Annotated in this window: 22 protein-coding genes; 14 read left to right on the top strand and 8 right to left on the bottom strand. The window is 62.8% G+C overall.

The window, feature by feature from the left end; translation table 11 throughout:
- Positions 1-37 precede the first annotated feature (37 nt).
- Complete coding sequence (locus IEI94_RS22860) at positions 38-742, top strand: helix-turn-helix domain-containing protein (RefSeq protein ID WP_191166813.1); 705 nt, start codon at positions 38-40, stop codon at positions 740-742.
- An 82-nt stretch (positions 743-824) separates the two neighbouring features.
- Positions 825-1,271, top strand: a complete 447-nt coding sequence (locus tag IEI94_RS08235; RefSeq protein ID WP_191166814.1) for a GNAT family N-acetyltransferase — start codon at positions 825-827, stop codon at positions 1,269-1,271.
- Between the two features lie 44 nt (positions 1,272-1,315).
- On the opposite strand, the gene IEI94_RS08240 is transcribed toward IEI94_RS08235, so the two are convergent.
- The 3 genes from IEI94_RS08240 to IEI94_RS08250 form a co-directional block, all read right to left on the bottom strand.
- Positions 1,316-1,486, bottom strand: a complete 171-nt coding sequence (locus IEI94_RS08240) for a hypothetical protein (RefSeq protein WP_191166815.1) — start codon at positions 1,484-1,486, stop codon at positions 1,316-1,318.
- Positions 1,483-3,753, bottom strand: coding sequence for a heavy metal translocating P-type ATPase (locus tag IEI94_RS08245; RefSeq protein WP_224750003.1), 2,271 nt, complete (start codon positions 3,751-3,753; stop codon positions 1,483-1,485). Before IEI94_RS08245 ends, IEI94_RS08240 begins: the two co-directional genes overlap by 4 nt.
- A gap of 90 nt (positions 3,754-3,843) precedes the next feature.
- Positions 3,844-4,407: a periplasmic heavy metal sensor gene (locus IEI94_RS08250; protein ID WP_191166817.1), complete on the bottom strand. Its 564-nt coding sequence runs from the start codon at positions 4,405-4,407 to the stop codon at positions 3,844-3,846.
- A gap of 1,131 nt (positions 4,408-5,538) precedes the next feature.
- On the opposite strand from IEI94_RS08250, the gene IEI94_RS08255 reads away from it, so the two are divergent.
- The 6 genes from IEI94_RS08255 to IEI94_RS08280 all read left to right on the top strand — a co-directional run bounded on the left by IEI94_RS08255 (position 5,539) and on the right by IEI94_RS08280 (position 12,754).
- Positions 5,539-7,134: a multicopper oxidase family protein gene (locus tag IEI94_RS08255; protein ID WP_191166818.1), complete on the top strand. Its 1,596-nt coding sequence runs from the start codon at positions 5,539-5,541 to the stop codon at positions 7,132-7,134.
- A gap of 81 nt (positions 7,135-7,215) precedes the next feature.
- Positions 7,216-8,079, top strand: coding sequence for an exo-alpha-sialidase (locus IEI94_RS08260; protein ID WP_191166819.1), 864 nt, complete (start codon positions 7,216-7,218; stop codon positions 8,077-8,079).
- Positions 8,080-8,216: 137 nt separating this feature from the next.
- Complete coding sequence (locus IEI94_RS08265; RefSeq protein WP_191166820.1) at positions 8,217-10,184, top strand: hypothetical protein; 1,968 nt, start codon at positions 8,217-8,219, stop codon at positions 10,182-10,184.
- A gap of 206 nt (positions 10,185-10,390) precedes the next feature.
- On the top strand, positions 10,391-10,732 hold the full coding sequence (locus IEI94_RS08270) for a hypothetical protein (protein WP_191166821.1): 342 nt from the start codon (positions 10,391-10,393) through the stop codon (positions 10,730-10,732).
- Positions 10,733-10,877: 145 nt separating this feature from the next.
- Complete coding sequence (gene lgt, locus IEI94_RS08275; RefSeq protein WP_191166928.1) at positions 10,878-11,708, top strand: prolipoprotein diacylglyceryl transferase; 831 nt, start codon at positions 10,878-10,880, stop codon at positions 11,706-11,708.
- Complete coding sequence (locus IEI94_RS08280; protein ID WP_191166822.1) at positions 11,705-12,754, top strand: L,D-transpeptidase family protein; 1,050 nt, start codon at positions 11,705-11,707, stop codon at positions 12,752-12,754. Before lgt ends, IEI94_RS08280 begins: the two co-directional genes overlap by 4 nt.
- An 87-nt stretch (positions 12,755-12,841) precedes the next feature.
- Here the strand turns inward: IEI94_RS08280 and IEI94_RS08285 are convergent, their stop codons facing one another.
- From IEI94_RS08285 to IEI94_RS08295, 3 genes are all read right to left on the bottom strand, one after another.
- Positions 12,842-13,792: a sulfurtransferase gene (locus IEI94_RS08285; protein ID WP_191166823.1), complete on the bottom strand. Its 951-nt coding sequence runs from the start codon at positions 13,790-13,792 to the stop codon at positions 12,842-12,844.
- Positions 13,793-13,859: 67 nt separating this feature from the next.
- On the bottom strand, positions 13,860-14,429 hold the full coding sequence (locus IEI94_RS08290; protein ID WP_191166824.1) for a carboxymuconolactone decarboxylase family protein: 570 nt from the start codon (positions 14,427-14,429) through the stop codon (positions 13,860-13,862).
- Positions 14,430-14,546: 117 nt separating this feature from the next.
- Positions 14,547-15,134, bottom strand: coding sequence for a TetR/AcrR family transcriptional regulator (locus IEI94_RS08295; protein WP_191166825.1), 588 nt, complete (start codon positions 15,132-15,134; stop codon positions 14,547-14,549).
- A gap of 213 nt (positions 15,135-15,347) precedes the next feature.
- Between IEI94_RS08295 and IEI94_RS08300 the strand changes: the two genes are divergently transcribed.
- From IEI94_RS08300 to IEI94_RS08315, 4 genes are all read left to right on the top strand, one after another.
- Entirely contained in the window at positions 15,348-16,028 is a 681-nt protein-coding gene (locus IEI94_RS08300) for a hypothetical protein (protein WP_191166826.1), read from the top strand.
- Positions 16,029-16,203: 175 nt separating this feature from the next.
- Complete coding sequence (locus IEI94_RS08305; RefSeq protein WP_191166827.1) at positions 16,204-18,561, top strand: PqqD family peptide modification chaperone; 2,358 nt, start codon at positions 16,204-16,206, stop codon at positions 18,559-18,561.
- A 68-nt stretch (positions 18,562-18,629) separates the two neighbouring features.
- On the top strand, positions 18,630-18,929 hold the full coding sequence (locus IEI94_RS08310) for a hypothetical protein (protein ID WP_191166828.1): 300 nt from the start codon (positions 18,630-18,632) through the stop codon (positions 18,927-18,929).
- 76 nt (positions 18,930-19,005) lie between these two features.
- A complete protein-coding gene (locus IEI94_RS08315) occupies positions 19,006-19,563 on the top strand; it encodes a DinB family protein (protein WP_191166829.1) in 558 nt (185 codons plus the stop codon).
- 54 nt (positions 19,564-19,617) lie between these two features.
- On the opposite strand, the gene IEI94_RS08320 is transcribed toward IEI94_RS08315, so the two are convergent.
- Together IEI94_RS08320 and IEI94_RS08325 are read right to left on the bottom strand one after the other, a co-directional pair.
- A complete protein-coding gene (locus IEI94_RS08320; RefSeq protein WP_191166830.1) occupies positions 19,618-19,818 on the bottom strand; it encodes a zf-HC2 domain-containing protein in 201 nt (66 codons plus the stop codon).
- A complete protein-coding gene (locus tag IEI94_RS08325; protein WP_224750004.1) occupies positions 19,815-20,423 on the bottom strand; it encodes a sigma-70 family RNA polymerase sigma factor in 609 nt (202 codons plus the stop codon). The genes IEI94_RS08320 and IEI94_RS08325 overlap by 4 nt, the downstream gene beginning before the upstream one ends.
- Before the next feature lie 152 nt (positions 20,424-20,575).
- Here IEI94_RS08325 and IEI94_RS08330 point away from each other — a divergent pair, with 152 nt between their 5' ends.
- Positions 20,576-21,562 (top strand): MDR family oxidoreductase, encoded by a 987-nt coding sequence (locus IEI94_RS08330; protein WP_191166832.1) that lies wholly within the window; start codon positions 20,576-20,578, stop codon positions 21,560-21,562.
- A gap of 347 nt (positions 21,563-21,909) precedes the next feature.
- Entirely contained in the window at positions 21,910-22,335 is a 426-nt protein-coding gene (locus IEI94_RS08335; protein ID WP_191166833.1) for a DUF3617 domain-containing protein, read from the top strand.
- Positions 22,336-22,344 lie beyond the last annotated feature (9 nt).

Raw genomic sequence — 22,344 nt, forward strand, 5'->3', positions numbered from 1 at the left:
CTGCATACTCGCGCCATCGAATAGTCGGTTTCACTATGTGGCTGGCGAGCAAACCTTCCAGGGGTGGGGTTCCCACCTGCTCTTTGCCAACCGCCAGACGCTGCGCCTGAACGAAGCCTATCCGCTCGAGCGACTCGGCATCGCCTTCAAGCCCGGCACCCTCTACGCCTGGTGGGGGCCCCGAGGGGACGCCAGCAGGGTGATCGGCGACGCTGACTTGAGTCGTATCAGTGGCCTGGAGCGGATCAAGCCCTCCTGGCTTCTCGGCTCGGCTGCCACGCCCGACACTGTCGTTTCGTACCTCGATAATATCCTGTCGCCTCTAATGGCATCCGCACGACTGGACCCGGCCTTTCAACTGGCGCGCCTCGCCATGGCCCACCTGGACGCAAGGTATGACAATAGCTCCCAGGTGGCGGAATCCTTCGGCACCCACGCGCAGTTGGCAGATAGGCTCGGTTGTTCAAAGCGAACGCTGGAACGCGCCATGACGCGAGTCACCGGTCTCACGCTTAGCCAGTATAAGACGATACTGACGTTGAACGGTCTGCTCGTTTATACCTACCGTCGATCTGAGCAGGAGATCGATTGGACGGCAATCGCCCAATCCTTCGGCTTCAGTGACCAACCCCATCTCATTCGGCGACTCAAGCGGTTGATCGGTAGCACGCCCGGCGAGTACCTGCGACGGCGAAACGTGCTGATCGATGTCTATGGAGACTTCGACGCTACGTCGCGGTGACGCATTTGTTCAATACGTGGGATTCGCTACACCGTATGTTCCAGACCTGATATCGATTAGCAAACTGGAACAGGAGCCACCCATGATCCGTGACTTCAGACCAGGCGACATGGATGCGGTCATCGACATTTGGTTGGATGCATCAATCGCCGCCCACGATTTCATCGACGCCGGTTTCTGGCGATCGAAGGCAGACGACATGCGTGAGGTCTACATCCCTGCCTCCGAGACATATGTCTACGACCACGGCCAAGTGGTCAAAGGCTTCTTCTCGCTGCACGGCGACGCGCTTGCCGCCTTGTTCGTCGCCCCTGCCTGCCAAGGCCAAGGCATTGGCAGCGCTCTGCTTGAGCGAGCCAAGCGACTACGATCAGAGCTCACAATCGATGTCTATAAGGAAAACCGCAAGACCATCGGGTTCTATGAGTCCTGCGGTTTCGAAGCGATAACGGAGACAGTCTGCGAATACACAGGGCATCGAGAGCTGGTGATGAGACGGCGAAGGGCGCCATCCAAGGATGCAAGGTGACGACAGCATGTTCGTGTGTCCCTGGGCAGCTATGTCGGGACATCTTATCTATCGTGGTGGCGATGCATCACCAGGTGGGCGCCGATACAGAGTGCCATTGGCAGCAATAGCCAGGCCCCGCCGCTTAGGGACTGGGCGCGCCACATCAGTAGTAGCATGGCTCCCACCATCAGTACCAGGCAAGCGGTCATCATCCAGTGGTGGAGCCGGTTCATGTTGATTCTCCTTGCGGGTTCTTGCGGATGAAGCCCCGCTTGAGCAGCAGCGAGTTGCCGATCACCGACAGGGAGCTGGCGGTCATGGCAATGACGCCGATCATGGGGTGCAGCAGGCCAACAGCGGCAATCGGAATGGCCGCGATGTTATAGGCGCTGGCCCAGATCAGGTTCTGAACGATCTTGCCGTAGGTGGCGCGGGAGAGGTGCATGGCGTCCACTACCGCGGTCAGTTCACCGCGCACCAGGGTCACGTCGGCGGCCTCGATGGCTACGTCGGCGCCGGCGCCGATGGCGATGCCGACGTTGGCCTGCTTGAGCGCCGCGGCGTCGTTGATGCCGTCGCCGACCATGGCCACGTGGTTGCCGTGCTTCTCCTGCAGCGCGCGGATGGCATCCACCTTGCCTTCTGGCAGTACGCCGGCCTGAACTTCGTCGATGCCGACTTCCTCGGCCACGGCGTGAGCGGCACGCTCGTTGTCGCCGGTGATCATTACCACGTGCAGCCCCAGCGCGTGCATGCCGCGAATGGCCTCGATCGACTCCTTCTTGAGGGTATCGGCCACAGCCACCAGCCCGAGGGCTCGACCGTTAGCAGCGACGATCACCACGGTGCGCCCCTTGCCCTCAAGCTCGCCCATGGCACTGTCCAGAGCGTCGAGACCCTGCACGCCCTCTTCTTCCAGTAGGTGGCGATTGCCGATCAGTACGCTCTCGTCGCCGACCTTCCCCGAGACGCCGCGGGCCCCGGTGGAGCGAAACTCGCTGACATCGCCGGGTTTGACGCCGCGTTCGTCGGCACCCTCCACGATGGCGCGAGCAATGGGATGTTCCGAGGCGTTTTCGACACTGGCGGCAAGCGTCAACAGCTTGGTTTCATTGACGCCTTCAGCGGTGACCACTTCGGTGAGCTTCGGCTCGCCGCGGGTAATGGTGCCGGTCTTGTCGAGGACCATGACCTTGACGTCCTTGAAGGTCTGGATCGCCTCCCCGGAGCGAATCAGGATGCCGCGCTCGGCGCCGATGCCAGAGCCCACCATCAGGGCGGTGGGGGTGGCCAGGCCCAGGGCACAGGGGCAGGCAATGACCAGTACGGCGATGGCGGCGATGAGCGCCAGGACCGGTGTGGTAGCGTCGGGATTCACCCAGGGCAGGAAAGTTGCGCCCCAGTCGAGTATCGGGCGCATGACGTCTGGCACCGTCAGCCATATGATCAGGCTGGCAAGGGCGATCAACAGCACCGTCGGCACGAAGCGGCCGGTCATGCGGTCGGCGAATTCCTGAATGGGTACCCGCGAGCCTTGGGCCTGGTCGATCAGGCGCACTACTTGGGCGAGAAAGGTATCGCCGCCGACTCTTGTCGCCTTGACCCGCAGTCGCCCCTCCTTGTTGATAGTTGCGCCGATCACGCTGTCACCTGTGCTTTTGAAGACCGGTATCGACTCGCCGGTGGCGATGGACTCGTCGAGGTGGCCCTCGCCCTCGACCACCTCGCCGTCGGTGGGCATCTTGTCACCGGGGCGCACGATCATAATGTCGCCGAGGGCCAGCTCCTTCACCGGCACCTCGACCTCCTTGCCGTCGCGCTCCACCCGCGCCGTCTTGGCGCCCAGGGTCATCAGGCGGCGGATGGCCTGGGATGCGCGTCCCTTGGCCAGTGCCTCCAGGTAGCGGCCCAGCAGGTGGAAGGTCATGATGGTGGCGGCCATCTCGATGAATGAGGTCATCGGCGTAATGAAGCCGACCAGGCCGATCAGGTAGGGGGGCAGGCTGCCCATGGAGATCAGCACGTCCATGTTGAACGTGCCGTTCTTCAGCGACCGCCAGGTCGACTTGTGGGTGGCGATACCGCCATAAAGGAACACCACCGGAAAGGCGAGCAGGGCGACAATCGCTAGATAGCCCGGGATCGGCTGCCAGAACATGTGCGGCATCATCAGCAGCATGATCAGGGTGGTAGGTATAGCAGCGATGATCAGGCGCTTGCGGGCCTGGGAGAGATAGGCTTCTTCGATCTCGGCGTCGCCGTGGGCGTCCTCCGCCTGGTCGGCCTGGACGGCCGCCACATCGTAGCCTGCGCCCTCGACGGCTTCCTTCAGGGAATCACCATCGGGCCCGCCATCATCGAGAGTCACGCTGACATGGTGGTTGGCAATGTTGGTCTGGATTTCACCTACACCATCGAGACGCTCGAGCGTCTTGCGTACGATCCCGGCACAATGGTCGCTGCCCATGCCGGGTACCGTCAGGGTGATTGTTTTAGACATGGTGTCGCGCATCCTGTGCCTCCTGCCGCTGTCGCCGCGTGGACGGCCAAGGGGCCGTCCGTCCAGTTACCTCTTCACAGTCATCGACAATCAGTGATGGGCGTCATGGTCATCGGGATCTACGTCGGCGGGTGCGTCCTGGCGAAGTTGCTCGCGCTGCTCATCGGTCATGAGGTCGTTCATGGCGTTACGCATGCGCACCATGTCGGCCATCATCTCGCCGTGCAGCTCGGCCATGCGCGCATGGCGTTCCTGCACGGACTCTGGGTCTGGGCGCTCCTGCTGCATCTCTGCCATCAGGTCCTCGCGCAGATTCATCATTTGCCCCATGCGTTCGAACTGGGCGGGGCGGTGCTCCTGCATCAGCTCGCGCATCTCGCTGCGCTGCTCGGGGTCGAGCATCGACATCATGCCCATGCCCTCTCCCATCATCGGACAGGGCATCATGCCGCCCCCCATCATGTCGGAGCCCATACCGCCCTGGCTGCCGCCCATCATGCCGGAGCCCATCCCTCCCTGGTTGCCGCCCATCATGCCGGGGCCCATGCCGCCCTGGCTGTCGCCCATCATTCCCTGAGCGTGGGTGAGGCTTGTACCGCCTGCCACGAGTGCCAAGGCGAGTCCTAGGGCGATAGTGTGCTTGCGAGTCTTCATATTCATTCTCCCGTCGGGCGAGGGGCCCGATCGATGGTCATCGTCTGCATTCTGTGAGCTGTGTGGGGCACAGAGGTCAATGCCACGTCACAACCTATTGCGGTGGGAGATCATCGAAACTCACGATCTGAAACGCTGCGTCAGGAGATAGACCGGGATCGCCGAGGAGAGGGTAGGGGGTCTTGGCACACCGCATTGGGTCAGGTTGCGTGGGGGCGTGTCGGTGTCACGCAGAGAGTGGTGAACCGTCTCGTCTTCGCTATCCTGAGGCGCTACGCGAGGTAAACCACCGACGATCTGACGTGCCGCATAGCCATGGTGGCAGTGCGGCATATCGGGGGGTGTGGTAAGCCAGGAAGCGGGCGAAGCTTCGGGGGAGGAAAATTCGAGGCTTGTGGAGATAGCAGAGTTGGCAAAGGTTCCCTCATGGGCATTGGCCGAATGAGGCACCAGCAGCACTAGCAGCAACAACAAGGCGCCAAGCCAGAGCGGTAGTCCGCTTTGGTCGGGTATCGCGCTCTGTTCAGGCGCCTGTGGCTGCATGACGATGGGTTCGCTTATCGGTGCTGTGTGTTCCTAACACTAGTTCACCGCCGCCGCCCGTCCATTGATACACGTCAAGAGATGTCCACTGCGGAACTTGTGTGCCGGGCTCAGGTTGCTGGGCGCTAAGGGCCGTGGAATACTGGCGCTCCCAATGGCTCACATGGCCGCCTCACCTCATGTCTCGACTCCACCGCCACCGGCTGATCTGCCTGATGTTGGCCTTGATACTGGCCATAGCCACGCCTGTGGTGGCGGTTGGACATCATGGCGATGCCTCCTGCCTGCAGAGCTTGGCAAGTCACGATCAGGTGGCACTGGATATGTCTGAAGCGATCGAGACGAGCGACTCACACCCTACTGCGGCGTCTCCTTGCTGTATGCCCTGCGCTCAGTGTGCTGTCTCCATGGGGCCGTTGGCCGCCGGTGAGGTGGCACTGGCCTCACCCTTGCCTGAGCTAGGCTTGAGCAAACCTTCAGGACAACCCGCCCCCTACGAGCGTCCTCCTCGCGCCTGAACCTCTTACCGCTTACGGCACCGTGGTGATCAATCCTCGGTGAGAGTGTTCATGCTACGAGGAAAACTTCATGAATCGTCGCGAATTTTTGGGCTATTCGGCGCTAGGAGCCCTGGTGCTATCGACGGCGGGCACCATGGGCTTTGCCCTGTCACGCCAACACCCCCATTCGGCTCTACCCGCCGTTCTTACCGCCTTACCGGAGGGCGGCCGGCCGCTGCAGCCGCTGCCACGCATCGTTAACCTGAGCGATGCTGTTGGCCATTTTCAAAGCGCCCTGACCCCGGCTCCGCATACGGTGCCTCTGAGCGATGAGCTTGAGGCCAGACTGTGGCTCTACAACGGCAAAGTGCTGCCGCTGATAGAAGTGCGCGAGGGGGATGAACTGGACGTCACCCTGTTCAACGAACTGTCGCATGAGACCACCGTCCATTGGCATGGCGTGCCGGTACCAAAAGCGCAGGATGGTGCGCCTTGGGATTCCGTCGCGCCGGGAGAATCGCGCCGCTACCGCTTCACTCTCCCGGAAAATAGTGCCGGCCTGCACTGGTTCCATCCCCATCCTCATCACGGCACAGCCCGGCAAATCGCCCACGGTTTGGCAGGGGCATTGCTGGTAAGGCCCGCTCAGGATGTGCTGCCTATGGAGGTGGATGAGCATCTGCTGGTGGTCAGCGACCTGCGTCTGAATGTGGACGGTACAGTGGCACCCCATACCGACGAGGACTGGATGAACGGACGCGAGGGTGAGCTGCTGTTGGTCAATGGCCAGCGTGAACCGCGTCTGGATGTGGCGCCGGGTACGACCCTGCGGCTGAGGATAGTCAACGCCTGTGCTGGCCGGTATTTACGCTTGCGTCTGGATGAACATGAGCTTGCCCTGATTGGTACCGATGGCGGGTTGATTGAGCGGCCACAGCCGTTGGAGGAACTGCTGCTCACTCCTGGGGAGCGGGCCGACCTGCTGGTAAGGGTGAGTGAGTCGGCTGAGGGCCGCTTCATGCTGGCAAGCCACCCCTACGAACGCGGCTGGATGGGCGCTCGGCCACCCCACCTGGACGAGATAGCACCGCTGTTGTTCATCCATACCCTTAATGCTGGCGTCTATCCTGCGGTTTCACTCCCCGACGCTCTGGCGCATATCCAGCCCCTGGGTGAGCCGGCAGTACGACGACAAGTGGAGCTCACTGAGGTGATGCCAGACCACGATGACCACGGCCCAGGGCACAGCGACCCTCATGCTGCCCACGGCGGTGGTAGCCATCATGGCACCCATGGCCCCGGGCATGCGGCTGACCAAGCGATGGATGAACCGGCAGCGCCCCCCGAGGTGGACTTCCTGATCAATGGACGAGCCTTCGCCATGGACGAGGTCCTGTTCGAGGGCCAGGCCGACGAGGTGGAAGAGTGGGAGGTCTTCAACAACTCCCACATGGACCATCCCTTCCATGTGCATGGCACCCATTTCCAGGTGATCTCGACCCGTGATGCCGATGGCGAGTGGCGGGAGGCGCCCTGGCTGGCTTGGAAGGACACCGTCAACATGGCGCCCTATCAGCGCCTGCGGCTGCGCATGGTGTTCCGCGAGCCCGGCGATTGGCTGTTCCACTGCCACATCATCGAACACGAAGAGCTAGGCATGATGGCGACGATCCGAGTGAGCTGATTCTTCCTTTTTTATTTCGCCGCCGCGCGGATGCTTTGCGTGGCACTAGCCCTATCTGACGAGTGATTAGGAACTGACTTGATGACCTATTATCGCTGGCTACTTGCCGTGGCCGTTCTGGTAACCCTGCTGGCGGGCTGCTCCCGTGAACCAAGCGGTATCAGTCTTGAGCAGTTGCGAGAGCAGACCCACATTCACGGTCTGGCCTTCAATCGATCCGATAGCGAACAACTGTGGCTGGCCACTCACCATGGCTTCTATGCCGTTGGGCGCGATGGAATGGCTCGCCGGGTCTCGGAGGAGACCCATGACTTCATGGGCTTTGCGCCTCATCCCGAAGACGGCGAGACGTTCTTCGCCAGCGGCCACCCGGCCAGGGGAGGCAATCTGGGCGTAGTGAAGTCCAGCGATGCGGGGCGCAGCTGGTCACGGCACGCCTCAGGGGTAGATGGCCCGGTAGATTTCCATCAGATGACTATCAGTCCAGCAAGTCCCAGCGTCCTTTATGGGGCCTATGGCGGACAGCTCCAGGTCAGCCACGATGGTGGTGCCAGCTGGCAGGTTCGCGCCAAGGCGCCCGCTGGACTGATTGCCCTGGCGGCCTCGAGCCGAGATCCCGATCAGCTCTATGCCGCCACCCAGACGGGACTCTTGATGAGCCCTGACGGCGGTGAGCGCTGGCGTCAGATATTTCCTGAGCGCCGTCCCGCCAGCTTGGTGGTGGCCAGCCAGGGGGAGCTATATGCCTTCATGATAGGGGGCGGCTTGCTGAGAGCGGAAGAGGGCAACCGTGATTGGGAGGTGGTGAAGCGCGGCTGGGGGGAACGCTACCTGCTGCACCTGGCAGTGGATCCGAACGACCCCCAGCGTCTGCTGGTTGCCGATGACCAGGGACACTTACTCTTGAGCGCAAATGGCGGGCGAGACTGGTCGCCTCTCGAGTGAACCTGACGTGACTGCATGCTGCAATATCCCCCAGACTGGTCCGGTGGCCAATAGGTCACCGAGGTGGGCATGCCCATGAATGAATCGTGTCATAGTGAGCGCACTATAACGATCACAGTCAGAGGGAACGCTGTCACATGAACACACGGGATCCCAGTGCCCCTGAACATCCCGCAGCCTTGCAGCTCGACGCTGCGCTGCAACGACTCGCCCAGGCACGATTGTCGGAACCGCTGGCCGCCAAGGACGAGGTGCTGGCGTCGGCCAGAGCTGTAATGGCGCTCGACGGTGGGCTGGACGCTCTCTATGCCCGGGTGTCGGCCATCGAGTCGGCGGGTGTTTTCGCCAACAGTGACTGGGAACAGCCGGTGATACTGCAACCCGCCTTGGCGATGCGCTCGTTGCGACAGGGTGACGCCAGCCTCACGGTCATCGAAGTCCTCAGCGAGATCCGCCTGCTGGCCGTCGCCAAGGGCGATGTCTTTCACCCGGGCATCTCGGCGGAACAGGCCCAGCGCTTCCTGAACCAGGTGATGGCGCTCAACCTCGACCTGCTATCCGCAACCTTGAGCGAGGCCGACCGCCAGCGCCCCCAGGCACTGGGCGAGATCGTGCATGCGCTGTACCGCTACCTGCTCGAGAGTCTCGGCTACGAGAACATCCACGAGAGCCTGGTCGGGGAGGTCAGCCGGCTGCTCTCCCAGCGTCCGGTTCAGACGGAAAGCATCAAGCAGATGATCGGTCAGATTGCCGAGTGCCTTTTCGACCCCGAGGCCGACACCGCGGGCATGGATGAGGCGGCGCGCCTGGTGAGTGCGCTCTTCGGGCCGGCCCCCGGCTGTCGTGACGACCCGGGCCTGACGGTGTACCGCCAGCGACTCAAGGCGATGGACGAGGCCGCACTTGGCGACGAGGCCGCCGCTTTCGCTTCGGCAATGCACGACACTGGCCTGGTCTCGCCCTATCACCCGCTGCTCCTGCGCTACCTGCGGGGCTATCGCGAGGAGTTGATTCCCTGCGCGCTGGGGCTGAGCATGACGGGGCACGATGTTCTGCAGTGTTACAGCCAACTGGTGGATACCCTGATCGACGAGGCCGTCTATCCGGAAACCTGCCAATCGCTATACGGTCTGGCCATGTTGCTCGAGCGCGGCACGCTGTTCACCCCTGCAGTCGCATCGGGGCTGTGGAGGCAGATCGGCCTGACACTGTGCACTGAATCATCGCAGAAGTTGGCGACTGTCTTTGGCGATGCACATCCCCCGCGGGTCTTCTTGCTCGCCGGTGTGATCGGCCTGCTGGGCCAGCCGCTGGGAGTCGGACAGGGCAATAACCCGACCTGCCAATCGGTGATCGGTCTCTCCATGTGGGCTTACAACGACCCCGACTATCTGCTGCAGCTGGTTGTATGGGCGGCTCGAGACGACGAGATCACCATGCGCTTCGAGGGCCAGCGAGTCTCCTCCCGGGATCTCGAGGCAGGTCTGGCGAAAGAGCCGCCTGTCGATGTCGATGCGGTATCGTTGATCCTGGTGGCCCATCTGGACCGTATTTATATCGAAATGGGCCGGCTGTGCGGTCAACGCGACGATGACCTGCACCGCTGGATCAACCCGGAGCTTTACGGCTGGTGGGTGGGCGAGGGCTTTCGGGTGGTGGTGGGCATACACTCGCAAAAGCTCGACGACTACGATGACTTCATTCGCCACTTCTATGCCTGCTACCACCCATTCTACAACGGTAACCTGCCGGTGGTTCACCCGCAGCCGGCGGGCATTGCGGTTACAGACAGCGGTGCACGCCTAGTGGGCCGGCATGCGATCACCATACTCCGCGTCGCCCTGGATACCGGCCACCAGATGCGCGTCTATTTCTTCAACCCCAACAATGATAGCGGCCAGAACTGGGGGCAGGGCATCACCTGTACCACCCATGGTTACGGCGAACGCCCTGGCGAGGCCTCGCTGCCGATTGCCGAGTTTGCCTCTCGGCTCTATGTGTTTCATTACGACCCCCTGGAGGTGGGTAATCGCCAGGCAGTTCCGGCCTCAGAGGTGGCACGCATCGCGGCGCTGGGAGAAACCAGCTGGGCAAAGGGGCTTTGAGAGCGGCCCCGCCATCCTGGTCAGCCCAATGATTTCGATGGCCCATGATCTTGGCTAATGACTGCCTCGAGCCGCGGTGGGGCCTTCAGGCCAGCGTGACAATGGGCGGCGCTCCCAACCAGGGTGCGGCCCCTTGGTTGCTGGGTGCTGAGCAGCGTGAAATACTCCTCTGCGTAACTCATATCTCTGGCGAATCAATTCGATCCATGCTGCGACATCTCCTCTACTGGCTGCTATGCCTGCCACTGGTGCTTGCCATGACGCTGCCCTCCGCAGCGGCAGGGGAGCGCCTGCATGGTGAAGAGAGTTGTCCCTTCCATGGCGAGCCGTCCATGGAACTGCTGTCTTCGCTCGACATCGCTATCGGCGTTGAACTCTCCGAAGAGGAGAGTAGCGGTACGGGCTGCGTTAGCCCCTGCGTCAATCTCGCCGGTTGGGTCTCGCCCACGAGCGGATGGCTTCCTCCCTCCAGCGAGGCGCTGCATGCGCCTGACGCTGCCTGGCTGTCTACCTCCCCCGGGCGTCTTGAACGCCCCCCTCGCGTCTGACTCGCTGCTGATTGGCGGCTCGTATTACTGACGAGTCAATCTTCACGAGAGACGAGAGGTTATCCATGACCTACTGCACAGAGTGGCACGCCATCTGCTGGGTGGCGTTGCCGACGGACGCTGGCAGCAAGCCGCGGAGGGGCGTCTGATGGACTATCCCAATATCGATCCAGTGGCGATTTCGCTTGGGCCACTGCAGATTCACTGGTACGGCTTGATGTATGTGGTGGGCTTCGTTGCCGCTTGGTGGCTGGGATGTCGGCGCGCCCATCGGGTCGGTCTTGGCCAGGATGCTATCGGTGACCTGGTGTTCTATGCGGCGCTGGGCGTAGTGGCAGGCGGCCGTCTCGGCTACGCCCTGTTTTACGGTGTCGAGCGGCTAGTGGCCGATCCGCTGTGGCTTTTCCAGATCTGGGATGGCGGCATGAGCTTCCACGGCGGCCTGCTTGGAGTACTGGTGGCGGCCCTGCTGTTCGCGCGCAAGCATCGGCTCGGCTACTTCCAGCTCACCGACTTTATCGCGCCCCTGGTGCCGATCGGTCTGGGCGCGGGAAGGATCGGCAACTTTATCAATCACGAGTTGCCCGGTCGGGTCAGCGAGCTGCCCTGGGCGATGCCATTTCCCCATATGGGGCCCGAACCGCGCCACCCCTCGGCGCTGTATGAATTTGCCCTGGAAGGCGTGGTGTTGTTCGTACTGCTGTGGTGGCTGTCCGCAGAGCCGCGGCGACGGGGGATGATCTCCGGCATGTTCATGCTGCTCTACGGCGTGTTCCGCTTTGCCGTGGAGTTCGTGCGACTGCCGGATGAGCACCTCGGCTTTATCGCCTTTGGCTGGGTCACCATGGGCATGCTGCTGACTGCGCCGATGATCATCGTCGGCATGGTGCTGGTCGCATGGTCGCGTCGGCAGCCGATAGACGCTAAGCGTGACGACGGTCAAGTGCCGCAGCACGGTCAGCGGGGGGCCTTATGATGATCCCCCGAACCTGCCGAGTCGCGCTACCTGCCAGGAGCGGGCCGTGTGGACTGCTGCTCACCCTCACGCTGCTGGTCGCGTCGCCAGCGCTGGCCGAGGAGACCACGGAGTGGCCGTTGGGCCACTACCGGTTACCGGAAAACGGCGATGTGATTGGCGAAACCTACACCATCGTGGTGGAGAGTGAGGAGGACACCCTGCTCGACATCGCGCGTGCCCATAATCTGGGCTATGAGGAGATACGTCGCGCCAATCCCGACGTCAGCATCTGGGTGCCAGGTGTCGGGACCGAGGTGGTAGTGCCGGCCCGGCATATCCTGCCCGATGCGGAACGCACGGGCATCGTGATCAATATCCCTGAACTGCGTCTTTACTACTTTCCCGAGCCAGCGCTGGGGGAGACGCCGAGAGTCGAGACCTACCCGATCGGTATCGGTCGCGAGGGCTACGACACGCCGCTGGGCGTGACCCAAACGACCATGCGGCTGGAGGACCCGGCCTGGTATCCGCCCCGCTCCATGCGCGAGGAGGCGGCGGCGCGAGGGGAGCCGGCACCGGCGGTCGTGCCGCCTGGGCCCGACAACCCGCTGGGCAGGCATGCCATTCTGCTGGATATCCCCGGGTATCTGATACATGGCACCAATGATCCGGACGGTATCGGTATGCGTGCCAGCCGCGGCTGTATCCGCATGTACCCGGAGGATATCGAGGCGATATTCGGTGCCGTGCCGGTGGGCACTCAGGTCAATATTGTCGACCAGCCGATCAAGGTAGGCTGGGACGATGGTACGCCCTTCGTGCAAGTGTATGAGTTGCTGGAGGATCAAGAGCACGGCATGGAGGCGCTGGTGTCGACGCTGGGGATGCTCGACCTGGAAGGAGGCGAGGTGCCGCACTTCGGCCAGCTCAGAACGCTACTGGAGCGCCCGGATGGCCAGGTGGCGGCCGTTGAGCCACCGGTCGAGCCGTGCCCGGATGAGCTCGATGGCGAACCTGAGCAGCAGGCTTCGGGGTGGTATGAGGCGCTCGAACTGCGGCACTGAGCGGGCCGGTTGCCACGCCTCGGGCTGGTTCATCTCAGGATGTTCCAGCCCGAGGTGGTGGTTAGGTCTTAGGCCTTGCGCGATACGTCAGTCGCCGCTGATCAGCTCGAGGCCGCGGCGGGCCAACTGTACTGGGCGAGATTCACCGATGGTCCAGGCGGCCATCGACCCATCGTACATGGCGACATTGTCGAAGCCGGCGATCTCGCTGAGCACGAACCAGTCGGTAGCGGCCCAGTGGCCGGTGTTGCAGAACGCAATGGTGCGCTCATCGCGGCTCAGTTCGGCGGCATTGATGCGTGCATCGAGCCCTGCGGTGTCCAGATAGAAGGCGCCGTTGCGGTCATTCAGATGGCTCTGGTGTGGCAGGTTGCGCGCATCGGGGATCGTGCCCGCCAGGCGCACCGCCGGGGAGGTGGTTTCGCCGGTAAAATAGTCCGCCGGACGTGCGTCAACCAGTTGGGTCTGGTGCTGACGCGCCTCTTCCACCTGTTCGGTGGTGGCGATCAGCGCTTCACGCAGTTCGGCCCGAAAGGTGGCGGGCTCTAGGCTGGGTGTCGGGCCGCTGACCACCTCGAAGCCCTGCTGCTGCCAGCCGGCGAAGCCGCCGTCGAGAATCGCCACCTGGTCGTGGCCGAGGATCTTGAAGGTCCAGTAGATGCGCGCGGCGGTGCCGAAATCGGTGGGTCCGGTGCCTGCGGGTACGATCACCACACGGTTGTCATTATCGATGCCAAGCTCGCCGATCAGCTGTTCCAGCTCTTCGACCGCAGGCATCAGGCCGGCGACGTCGTTACGGCTCTCGCGCCAGCCATCTTCGCCGTAGCGGGTATGCAGGCTACCGGGAATCTGCGCCGCTTCGAACGCGTCACGGCCACCGCCGCCGTCGATATCCGAGCGCACGTCGAGTACCACCAGGTTGTCCTCGTCGAGGTGGCGATCGAGCCATTCGGCGTCGATCAGGGGCGTCATATCGCTGGCGTATAGCTGCGTCGAAAACCACAGCGTCGCTAACGACAGGGTCAGAATGCGTAACATGGGATTGCCCTCATGCGAATGATGTCATGCCGGTGCAGCGCATGCTGCACCGGCATGCTTGGATAGGTTAGCCCTGCCAGGCATGGCCGGCAAAGGCATCATCCAGCTCCGGGTGGTTCACATGGTTGGCGTAGTTGGAGAGCGTCTTTACCGCCATGGCCAAGACGATCTGCAGGATATGCTGCTCCTCGAAGCCGGCCGCAAGAAATGCCGTGACGTCCTCGTTGGCTGGCTTGCCGCGGCTCTCGAACATGACGCTAGTGAAAGCGCTGAGCGCGGCCAGGCGCTGATCGGGAATCGGTTTATCGTCACGGATGGCTTCGAGCACGTCGGCCGGCACCTGCGACATCTTATCGGCCAGCATGCTGTGCGCCGACATGCAGTAGCCGCAGCCGTTGAGGCGGCTGATGGTCAGGAACACGACCTCCTGCTCGGGCGGGGTGAAACCAGACGCCTCGCGGAAGAGCTCATAGCCGTGCAGGTAGGTGTCCAGTACGCCTGGCGCCTTGGCCATGCCGGCGTACATGTTGGGCACGAAACCGAGCTTGGCATTGGCCTGTTCGAGCAGGGGGCGAGCGCGCTCGTCGGCGTTGTCGAGGGTCTGTGGGGCGAGTTGCATCTTGTAGTCTGCTGACATGCTGTGTCTCCTGACTTGCTGTGGAAGGTACGCGTAGCACCTGAAATATGGATCGATCAGTTCAAAATAGTCGCAAGAAGTTATCTGGTTGTTTGCATCCAGCGACGAGGCTGGCGGTTAGCGAAGTGACGCCAAAAACAGCCTGGCAGCGGATTCCGTGGCGGTTCGGTCGTGGGTCGACTTGAGCAGAGCGCGCAGGCCGGCCATACCCATGGTCAGATAGGTGGCCAGCACCTGTGGGTCTAGCTGAACGTCAATCTCCCCTTGATGCTGGGCGGCGGTCACCGCCTCACGAAACAGTGCGGTAATAGCATCCAAGCTGCGTCTCGCCTCTTCGGCAGCAAGCCCCTCTTGCTGCCCCAGTTCGCTGGCGGAGTTGAAGATCAAACAGCCTAGCGCGGCGCGATCACTGCCGGCCTCGGCGGCGGTATCCAGAAACAGACTCTCGATGAAGGCCAAGGCAGAGGGGGCCTCTTTCGAGCGCTTTTCGAGACGCTCGAGCAGGTGGTCACGGTAGTGGCGCAGCGCCTCGAGAAACAGCTGCTCCTTGTTGCCGTAGGCCTGGTAGAGGCTACTGCGCGAGATCTGCATGGCATTGAGCAGATCGCGGGTAGAGGCGCTGTTATAGCCCTGTGCCCAGAACACCTGCATGGCGGCGCTGGTGGCTTGGTGGGGGCTGAAGTTGAGAGGGCGTCCGCGTGTCATGCCGTGAATTTAGTACCGACCAGTCCATATTTCAAGCGGTGTATTTTTTCACAGCGGGTCGAATGGGCTGTAAGGATCCCGGCATGGCGGTGACGAAACCTGTATGGCACCAGAGACGACTCGGCCGCTAATGCCCGACCGAGCATTGAGTATGGCGCCATGGCACGGCGACAGACGCCGGCGCCGCTTAACCGTGATCGAGGAGGTCAAACAATGACAATACAAGATGAGAAACGCCGCAGCATGCTTAGTCGGCTAAGCCGTCAGCTAGGCTACACCGCGCCGGCTCTGCTGCTGGTAGCCGGTGGATCGGCGTTTCAGGCGGTGGCCAGCGATGCCGCTGACAGCAGTGCATTTACCAGCAGCCAGGAAGCACCGCTGATGCTGGCGGAGGCTCACGCCGAGGGGGAAGCCGAAGCCGAGGGGGAGGCCGAAGCGGAGGGTGAAGCCGAAGCAGAGGGGGAAGCGGAGGGTGAAGCCGAAGCGGGCGACCACGATAGATCCGCTGTCGAGCGCCCCGAGGGATATACGCCGGGCTATGACGAGTCGGGTGATAATCCCGCCGAGCTGATTGCCCGCGGCGAAGCGCTGTTCAACGACGCGTCACTGAGTAGCAACGGCCTCTCCTGTGCCAGCTGTCACGGCGCCGATGGCCTGTCCGGATACCAGGAGTCGTTCAACCAAACCTATCCTCACCAGGTTGCCATGGGCATGGACATGTTCTCCATGGAGCATGTGCATGCTGATGAGATGGTCCAGCTGTGCATGATCGCCCCGATGGAGGCCGAGCCACTGGACTGGGAGTCGGACGAGCTGGCGGCGCTATCGGCCTATGTGGTCGATGCTCAGCAGCGCTTTGCTGGCAGCAGCGCAGGACATAACTGCGATACCTGACCCCGTGCGTCAAGGGGAAGGCTGCTCCTTCCCCTTTATCGCCGCCGCTACCCGGGAGGGCGTTAGGCCCGTCGGGCATGAGGGCTTGTAAGGATTGACGTGCGGCGACGACATACGGGGAGGGCATGCAAAGGTTGAACGACATCGCGACGTAGCCAAATGGGGGGGCAGTGGGATGACGGAGCAGACTTCGCCGCAACGGCGGTTCTGGCTGGGCGGTAAGCGGGCCGACGAACAGGATCGTTTTTTTCGCGAGGCGCTGGAGGCGCTAGGCTGGCGCCGGGGGGATGACACTCGTTGGGAAGCTGCTTGGATCACCGGGATGCCCGACGCCAAGCAGTTTCGCCAGGTATCACCCCAGCGTCGCATGAACCATTTCCCGGGCAATGCGGCGCTGACGGTCAAGAGCCGTCTTCACGCGAGCCTGGCGGCGCTACGTGAGCGTATGCAACAAATCCACGGCGCCGATAGTGAGTGGGCCGAGCGGCTGGCGTTCTTTCCGCGCTCCTATGAGATGCCGCAGGATTACCACACCCTACAGGTCGCTGCCCGCGAGGCACCGCAGCAGCGTTGGATTCTCAAGCCCACCAATGCCTCCAAGGGCAAGGGGATACAGGTTTTGCAGAGAGTGGCAGAGGCGCCGCTGAAGCCTGACTGGCTGGTGCAGGAGTACCTGGCCAACCCGCATACCATTCGTGGCCACAAGTATGTGCTGCGTCTCTATGTACTGATCTCGTCAATCGAGCCGCTGCGCGTCTACCTCTATCGTCAGGGGTTTGCCAAGCTTGCCTCCGAGCCCTGGGATCCTGACGATGTCGACAACCCCTTCAGCCAGTTGACCAACCCCGACATCAACGCGCTCAACACAGAGGCCGACGTGCCGGTGGAGTTTATCGATCTCGAGCGCTATCGAGACTGGCTGCGTGAGCAGGGGCACGACGATGCTCAGCTGTTTGCCAAGATCGAGGACCTGGTCGCCTTGACCGCTATCTCGGCGCTCGACGCCATCAAGCAGCGTACCGCCCAGGCCGGTGCAGACCCCCGCGGCTGCTATGAGCTGCTGGGACTCGACTGCCTGGTGGACGACACCCTCAAACCGTGGATTCTCGAGTGCAACTTGAGCCCTTCACTGGGTACCTGCGCTGCGCCGGAGAGTGGCGGGGTGATCGAGGAGGAGATCAAGGGTGGCCTGGTGCGGGACATGCTCAGGCTGCTCGGCATCGGCGAGCCCCAGGCCGCTGGCGACGACTCCCCGCTAGCCGAAACGCAGGCGGAGCAGGCTCGCGCTGGCAGCTTTCAGCGATTGTTGCCGGCCAGTGAGCAGCAGCGCTATCTGCCCTATTTTTCGTTGCCGGCGCCTGCCGACCTGCAGTTGGCCGATGCCATGAGCGGCGAGCGGGTGGCGCGGCCACAGTTGATGCGTCGCCACGTGGCAGAGCTTTTCGAGGGTGACCAGCTGGCGCTCTACGCCACCCATACCCATCGTTACTACCGTCCCAATGATACCGCCGCACTGATTTGGCTACTGGCCAGCGAGGGCTTCGATCCCGACACCATTGCCGACCAACTGGCTCGCTCCACCGGTGAGGATCACTCGGCGTTGCGTGACGAGGTCTGGTCCAGCCTGGCGGGCTGGTGTCGCGAGGGATTGCTGTGTCAGCAGGGGGCAGAGGGTGAAATCGCCGCGGTAGCCCCGGCGGCCAGGATGCACGACGAGCCCCAGGCGCTGCAGTTGGGTTTTGATGGCAAGCAGTGGGCGCTGCATCTTCACGATGCGCCTGCACTGGACACGTTGACGATGCTGTTTGCCGGAGCGCTGGTGCCGCTCAGTGATAGCTCGGCGCTGCGTCTGCCTCGACTCGAAGTGCTCAAGGCGTCCGCCGGTTATAGCCTGGCCGCCAACGGTGAGATGGTCGCCGCGCGGCTGACGCTGGCTCAACTCGGCCCGGCCCTGCTGGGTTACTTGATGCGCCAGGCCCTTCTGCCGGGGCGCCAGGTGCTCGACGCGGGCTTGCTGATCACCCCCGGGGGGACCGGGGTGCTGTGTCTGTTTCCCATCGTCGAACGTGCCGAGGTGGCGCAGCGGCTGGTGTCGGCAACCCAGGGCGTGCTGTCGCGCGGAGTGCGCCTGACACTGGGTGAGACGCCGCGAGTCGAGCCGCTCGGCTTGCCGATCCCCGACGTTATCAGCCCAGGGCTGGTCGACGTGCCGGGGTCCATCGCGCTTGAGGCGGTGCTGTGCAGTGGGGAGGACGGCGTCAGCCATGAGCTGAGTGAGATCGACGTTCTCGATGCGCTGGGCGACCTGCTGCCCTGCTGCCTCTTCGACGACGATGCTCCTGCTGGGGCAGCGACGGTGGTGGCGCTCAATGACTGGTTGGCCGGGCTTTCGCGCCGCGCCATGGGCACTCAGGCGCCCTCCTTTACCGCGCTGTCGCACTGGCTCAAGGCGCTCGAGGCAGGGGAAAGGCTCACCGAGCAGAAGACGCCACCGTCCCAGGACGGTGGCGCCGTAAGGGCGTCAACCCTATAGGGGTTGACGCTACTGCATGGCGGCATGCCATCGCATGTCGCTTACTCGTCACCATGGAGGTCTTGATCATGACACTGCAAGACGAAAAACGCCGCAGCCTGCTGAGCCGGCTCAGCCGTCAACTGGGCTATGCTGCCCCGGCGCTGGTGCTGGTCGCCAGCGGGGTAGCCTTTCAGGCCGTTGCGGATGACGCCACCACTGGCGCGGGGTTCTCGGGTAGCCAGGAGGCGCCGCTGATGCTGGCAGAAGCGCATGCCGAAGCGGATCCCGAGGCGGAGGGCGAAGGCGACGCGGAAGGAGAGGCAGAAGGAGAAGCGGAAGGAGAAGGTGAAGCGGAAGGAGAGGCCGAGGCGGAAGCCGAAGGCTGATTCTGCTACATGCCGGGCCGGACGCCGCTTAGGCGCCGGCACGGCTGACTTCCACGCGATCCACGGGGTAATCGCTATGCCGACACCACTACCCACCTCCTGCACCACGGAACAGGCGCTTATCGAAGAGAACCTGTTGGCCTTGGCGCAGCTCAGACAATTTATTGCAGACCTGCAGGCGGATGACTATCAGCAACCGCTGGGTCGCCACGGACGGCATACGCTGGGCAAGCATGTCCGGCATATCATCGATCATTATGATGCCCTGCTCGCCGCTAGCCAGCCTGACCTGGGTGACCCTCTGGTCGACTACGAGCATCGCCGCCGGGACGAGCGTCTGGAGTGTTCTCCACGCTTGGCGCTAACCCGCCTGGAGGAGGTTGCCTCGCAGCTCGAACTCGAGTCGGTCGCGTGTCTCGCAAGCCTCTCTTATCCCGTCGACGACCAGATGCTAACGCTCGAGTCCAGCGTGGCGCGAGAGCTGGCCTTTCTGACCAGCCATACTATCCACCACATGGCGATCATCGGCCTGCTAGCCGAGCAGCTGGATATTCCGTTAGCCGAAGACTTCGGTGTCCACCCCTCCACGCTCAGGCATTGGCAGCGGGAAGCGACTAGTGCGGCGGTGAGTTAAGGGCCGCGGCACAGCAACGCGGGGTAGCGTCATCGCCAGGCACCTAGCGTGACATCAGTCCTTAGCTGCGTCGTCACCTAGGATATCGTGCTGCATGCGCTCTCCGGCCTCATGCAGCAGCGCAAACTGCTTGTCGCACTGGCGGCAGGGATCGCACATCATCAAGTGGAGCCTCAATGACATGCGCTCCTGGAGTGTCAAAGCGCGATCCTGTTTGAGCGACATCAGCTGCGTCGCCCCTTTGCACATCATCATAGCGTCTCCCCCTTCAGCCAACCGCTCTCGAGGCAGCTGCGCAGCCGCAGTCGCGCGCGGTGCAGGATGACCCAGCAGTTGTTCTCCTTGATGCCGATTTCCTGGCAGATCTCGGCGGTGGAGAGGCCCATCAGCTCGCGCAGCGAGAAGACCCGTGCCACGTTATCCGGTAAGGCGATCATGCAGGCGTCGAATACCTGCCAGAAGCGCTCATTCTCGAACACGGTATGCGGTTCGCCCCAGCTGGCGGGGCGGGCGTGCTGCTGCCAGCGACCGCTCGACTGAAACTGACGCTCAATAGAATCGTCGTCGCCCTCTTCCTCAAGCGGTTGCCAAACTCCCTGGCGTTTCTGAGCGCGCATCATGTCGAGAATCTTGTACTTGAGGATGCCGAAGACCCAGGTTTCATAGCCGGAGCGCCCGGCAAAGCTGGCGTCCTTCTCGATCGCGGCCATCAGCGCTTCCTGCACGGCATCCTCGGCCTGGGCGCTGTCGCGCAGGTGCAGGCGGGCAAAGGAGAGCAGGCGGGGCCGCACCGCCGTCAGCCGCTCCATGCGTGAGGGCGATGTGGAGGGGCTGTCCTCGTCGGGCAGCGGGTCTGTCATATCTGTCATCCTCTAGTCGCAACATCGCCACGCCTGATGGGCTCTAGTGTAAGGTCTGTGAAGACGACTGTCCTGCGGACATGATCAACGGTCGTTCGGCAGCCAGCAGTCATCGGCAATTGCGTAGACAACCGGCCCAAAGGAGGTGGTAGATGTTCAAGGCGTTGGTGATTGACAAGCATGACGATGTCCAGCAGGTGGGGATCAAGACGCTGGAGGACACCCAGCTTCCCGAGGGCGACGTTACGGTGCGCGTGGCGTGCAGCACGCTGAATTACAAGGACGCCCTGGCCATCACCGGCCAGGGGCCGGTGGTGCGCAAGTTTCCGATGGTGCCGGGTATCGACCTGGCCGGGGTGGTAGAGGACTCGCAGAGCGATGCTTTCAAGCCTGGCGATGCGGTGCTGCTTAACGGTTGGGGCGTCGGCGAGGCGCACTGGGGCGGTCTGGCAGAGAAGGCCCGCCTGGACAGCCGCTGGTTGATCCCGTTGCCCCTGGCATTTACCCCGCAGCAGGCCATGGCGGTTGGCACCGCTGGCTATACCGCGATGCTGTCGGTGATGGCGCTGCAGCGCCACGGCGTCACCCCTGACCACGGCGAGGTGCTGGTCACCGGCGCCAACGGCGGGGTGGGCAGCTACGCCATCGCCTTGCTGGCGGCGCTGGGCTACCGGGTCATCGCGTCCACGGGGCGCCCTCAGGAGGCCGACTATCTGCGCGCGCTGGGGGCGCAGGAGATCATCGAGCGGGAGACTCTGTCTGCGCCAGGACGCCCGCTGGCCAAGGAGCGCTGGGCCGGCGCCATTGACTCGGTGGGCAGCCACACCCTGGCCAATGTACTGGCAGGGACCCGTTACGGTGGCGTGGTGGCGGCGTGCGGACTGGCCCAGGGAATGGATCTGCCTGCCAGCGTGGCGCCGTTCATTCTACGTGGCGTGACGCTGGCGGGCATCGACAGCGTGATGCGGCCCTATGAGGATCGCGTCGAGGCATGGCAGCGGCTGGGCGAGCTGCTCGATCCCGCGCAGTTCGATGCCATCACCCGTACGATTCTCCTCGAGGAGGCTATCGACACCGCCCAGGCGCTGCTTGCCGGTCAGGTCCGCGGCCGGGTGGTGGTAACCCTCGACGGTGCTTGAGTCGGGATAAGCGGGTGTCTTTCCATATCCACTTTCTTTGCCCTCCCTTAACCTGGGTTAGCTACATCGGTCTTTATCCATGAGAGGCTGGGGATCACTGAGCAAGGAGCCGCTCAGCCATGGAAGACGCGCCTGGGACGGCGCATTTAAGCACAGGGATGTATGGGCAGGATGCCCATGGAGGCGGCAAGGAGCGCAACGCTAAGAAGGGCCTGGCCGGTAACGGTCGGGCCTTTCTTCTCTGCGTGGTATGCAGACGGCGCCTTCGCACAGCGCCGCGCCTGGGCTAAGCTGTCGAAACACCGCGCCTGTGACAAGGCGTCATTCACTGTTTCGGAGGTTGTCCCATGCTATTACGCGCCCTGGCATCTGCTGCGCTGCTCGCTTTCCCACTTGCCGCCATGGCGGAAACCCCCAATCTCACCCCGGGCGAATGGGAGTTCACCAGTACCACCACGGTGGAGGGCGATTTCCCGATCCCCGATGAAACCGATACCCATCGCGAGTGCCTGACTCAGGATGCCATCGACGAGGCCAACGCGGCCTTCGTTCAGGAAGAGGAGGGCTGCGAGTTCCTCGAGCAGGAGACCAGCAGTGAGCACATGAGCTATCGCATGTCGTGCCAGGGCGAAGGCGGTGAAGCCCTGGTCGAGGGGGAAATGCGCTACTTCGAGGAGCGCATGGAAGGCGACATGCGGGTCGAGACCACCACACCGATGGGTGACATGGTCATGAACACCAATATGGAAGGTGAGCGGCTCGGCGACTGCTGAACGGCAGCG

Origin of the sequence: Halomonas sp. ML-15, assembly GCF_014779595.1 — a bacterium.
Lineage (GTDB): Bacteria > Pseudomonadota > Gammaproteobacteria > Pseudomonadales > Halomonadaceae > Franzmannia.

Excerpts from the sequence above, each read along its gene's own strand:
- IEI94_RS08235 (WP_191166814.1), top strand. The coding sequence starts at position 825 with ATGATCCGTGACTTCAGACCAGGCGACATGGATGCGGTCATCGACATT.
- IEI94_RS08240 (WP_191166815.1), bottom strand. The coding sequence starts at position 1,486 with ATGAACCGGCTCCACCACTGGATGATGACCGCTTGCCTGGTACTGATG.
- IEI94_RS08245 (WP_224750003.1), bottom strand. The coding sequence starts at position 3,753 with ATGTCTAAAACAATCACCCTGACGGTACCCGGCATGGGCAGCGACCAT.
- IEI94_RS08250 (WP_191166817.1), bottom strand. The coding sequence starts at position 4,407 with ATGAAGACTCGCAAGCACACTATCGCCCTAGGACTCGCCTTGGCACTC.
- IEI94_RS08255 (WP_191166818.1), top strand. The coding sequence starts at position 5,539 with ATGAATCGTCGCGAATTTTTGGGCTATTCGGCGCTAGGAGCCCTGGTG.
- IEI94_RS08260 (WP_191166819.1), top strand. The coding sequence starts at position 7,216 with ATGACCTATTATCGCTGGCTACTTGCCGTGGCCGTTCTGGTAACCCTG.
- IEI94_RS08265 (WP_191166820.1), top strand. The coding sequence starts at position 8,217 with ATGAACACACGGGATCCCAGTGCCCCTGAACATCCCGCAGCCTTGCAG.
- IEI94_RS08270 (WP_191166821.1), top strand. The coding sequence starts at position 10,391 with ATGCTGCGACATCTCCTCTACTGGCTGCTATGCCTGCCACTGGTGCTT.
- IEI94_RS08280 (WP_191166822.1), top strand. The coding sequence starts at position 11,705 with ATGATGATCCCCCGAACCTGCCGAGTCGCGCTACCTGCCAGGAGCGGG.
- IEI94_RS08285 (WP_191166823.1), bottom strand. The coding sequence starts at position 13,792 with ATGTTACGCATTCTGACCCTGTCGTTAGCGACGCTGTGGTTTTCGACG.
- IEI94_RS08290 (WP_191166824.1), bottom strand. The coding sequence starts at position 14,429 with ATGTCAGCAGACTACAAGATGCAACTCGCCCCACAGACCCTCGACAAC.
- IEI94_RS08295 (WP_191166825.1), bottom strand. The coding sequence starts at position 15,134 with ATGACACGCGGACGCCCTCTCAACTTCAGCCCCCACCAAGCCACCAGC.
- IEI94_RS08300 (WP_191166826.1), top strand. The coding sequence starts at position 15,348 with ATGACAATACAAGATGAGAAACGCCGCAGCATGCTTAGTCGGCTAAGC.
- IEI94_RS08305 (WP_191166827.1), top strand. The coding sequence starts at position 16,204 with ATGACGGAGCAGACTTCGCCGCAACGGCGGTTCTGGCTGGGCGGTAAG.
- IEI94_RS08310 (WP_191166828.1), top strand. The coding sequence starts at position 18,630 with ATGACACTGCAAGACGAAAAACGCCGCAGCCTGCTGAGCCGGCTCAGC.
- IEI94_RS08315 (WP_191166829.1), top strand. The coding sequence starts at position 19,006 with ATGCCGACACCACTACCCACCTCCTGCACCACGGAACAGGCGCTTATC.
- IEI94_RS08320 (WP_191166830.1), bottom strand. The coding sequence starts at position 19,818 with ATGATGATGTGCAAAGGGGCGACGCAGCTGATGTCGCTCAAACAGGAT.
- IEI94_RS08325 (WP_224750004.1), bottom strand. The coding sequence starts at position 20,423 with ATGACAGACCCGCTGCCCGACGAGGACAGCCCCTCCACATCGCCCTCA.
- IEI94_RS08330 (WP_191166832.1), top strand. The coding sequence starts at position 20,576 with ATGTTCAAGGCGTTGGTGATTGACAAGCATGACGATGTCCAGCAGGTG.
- IEI94_RS08335 (WP_191166833.1), top strand. The coding sequence starts at position 21,910 with ATGCTATTACGCGCCCTGGCATCTGCTGCGCTGCTCGCTTTCCCACTT.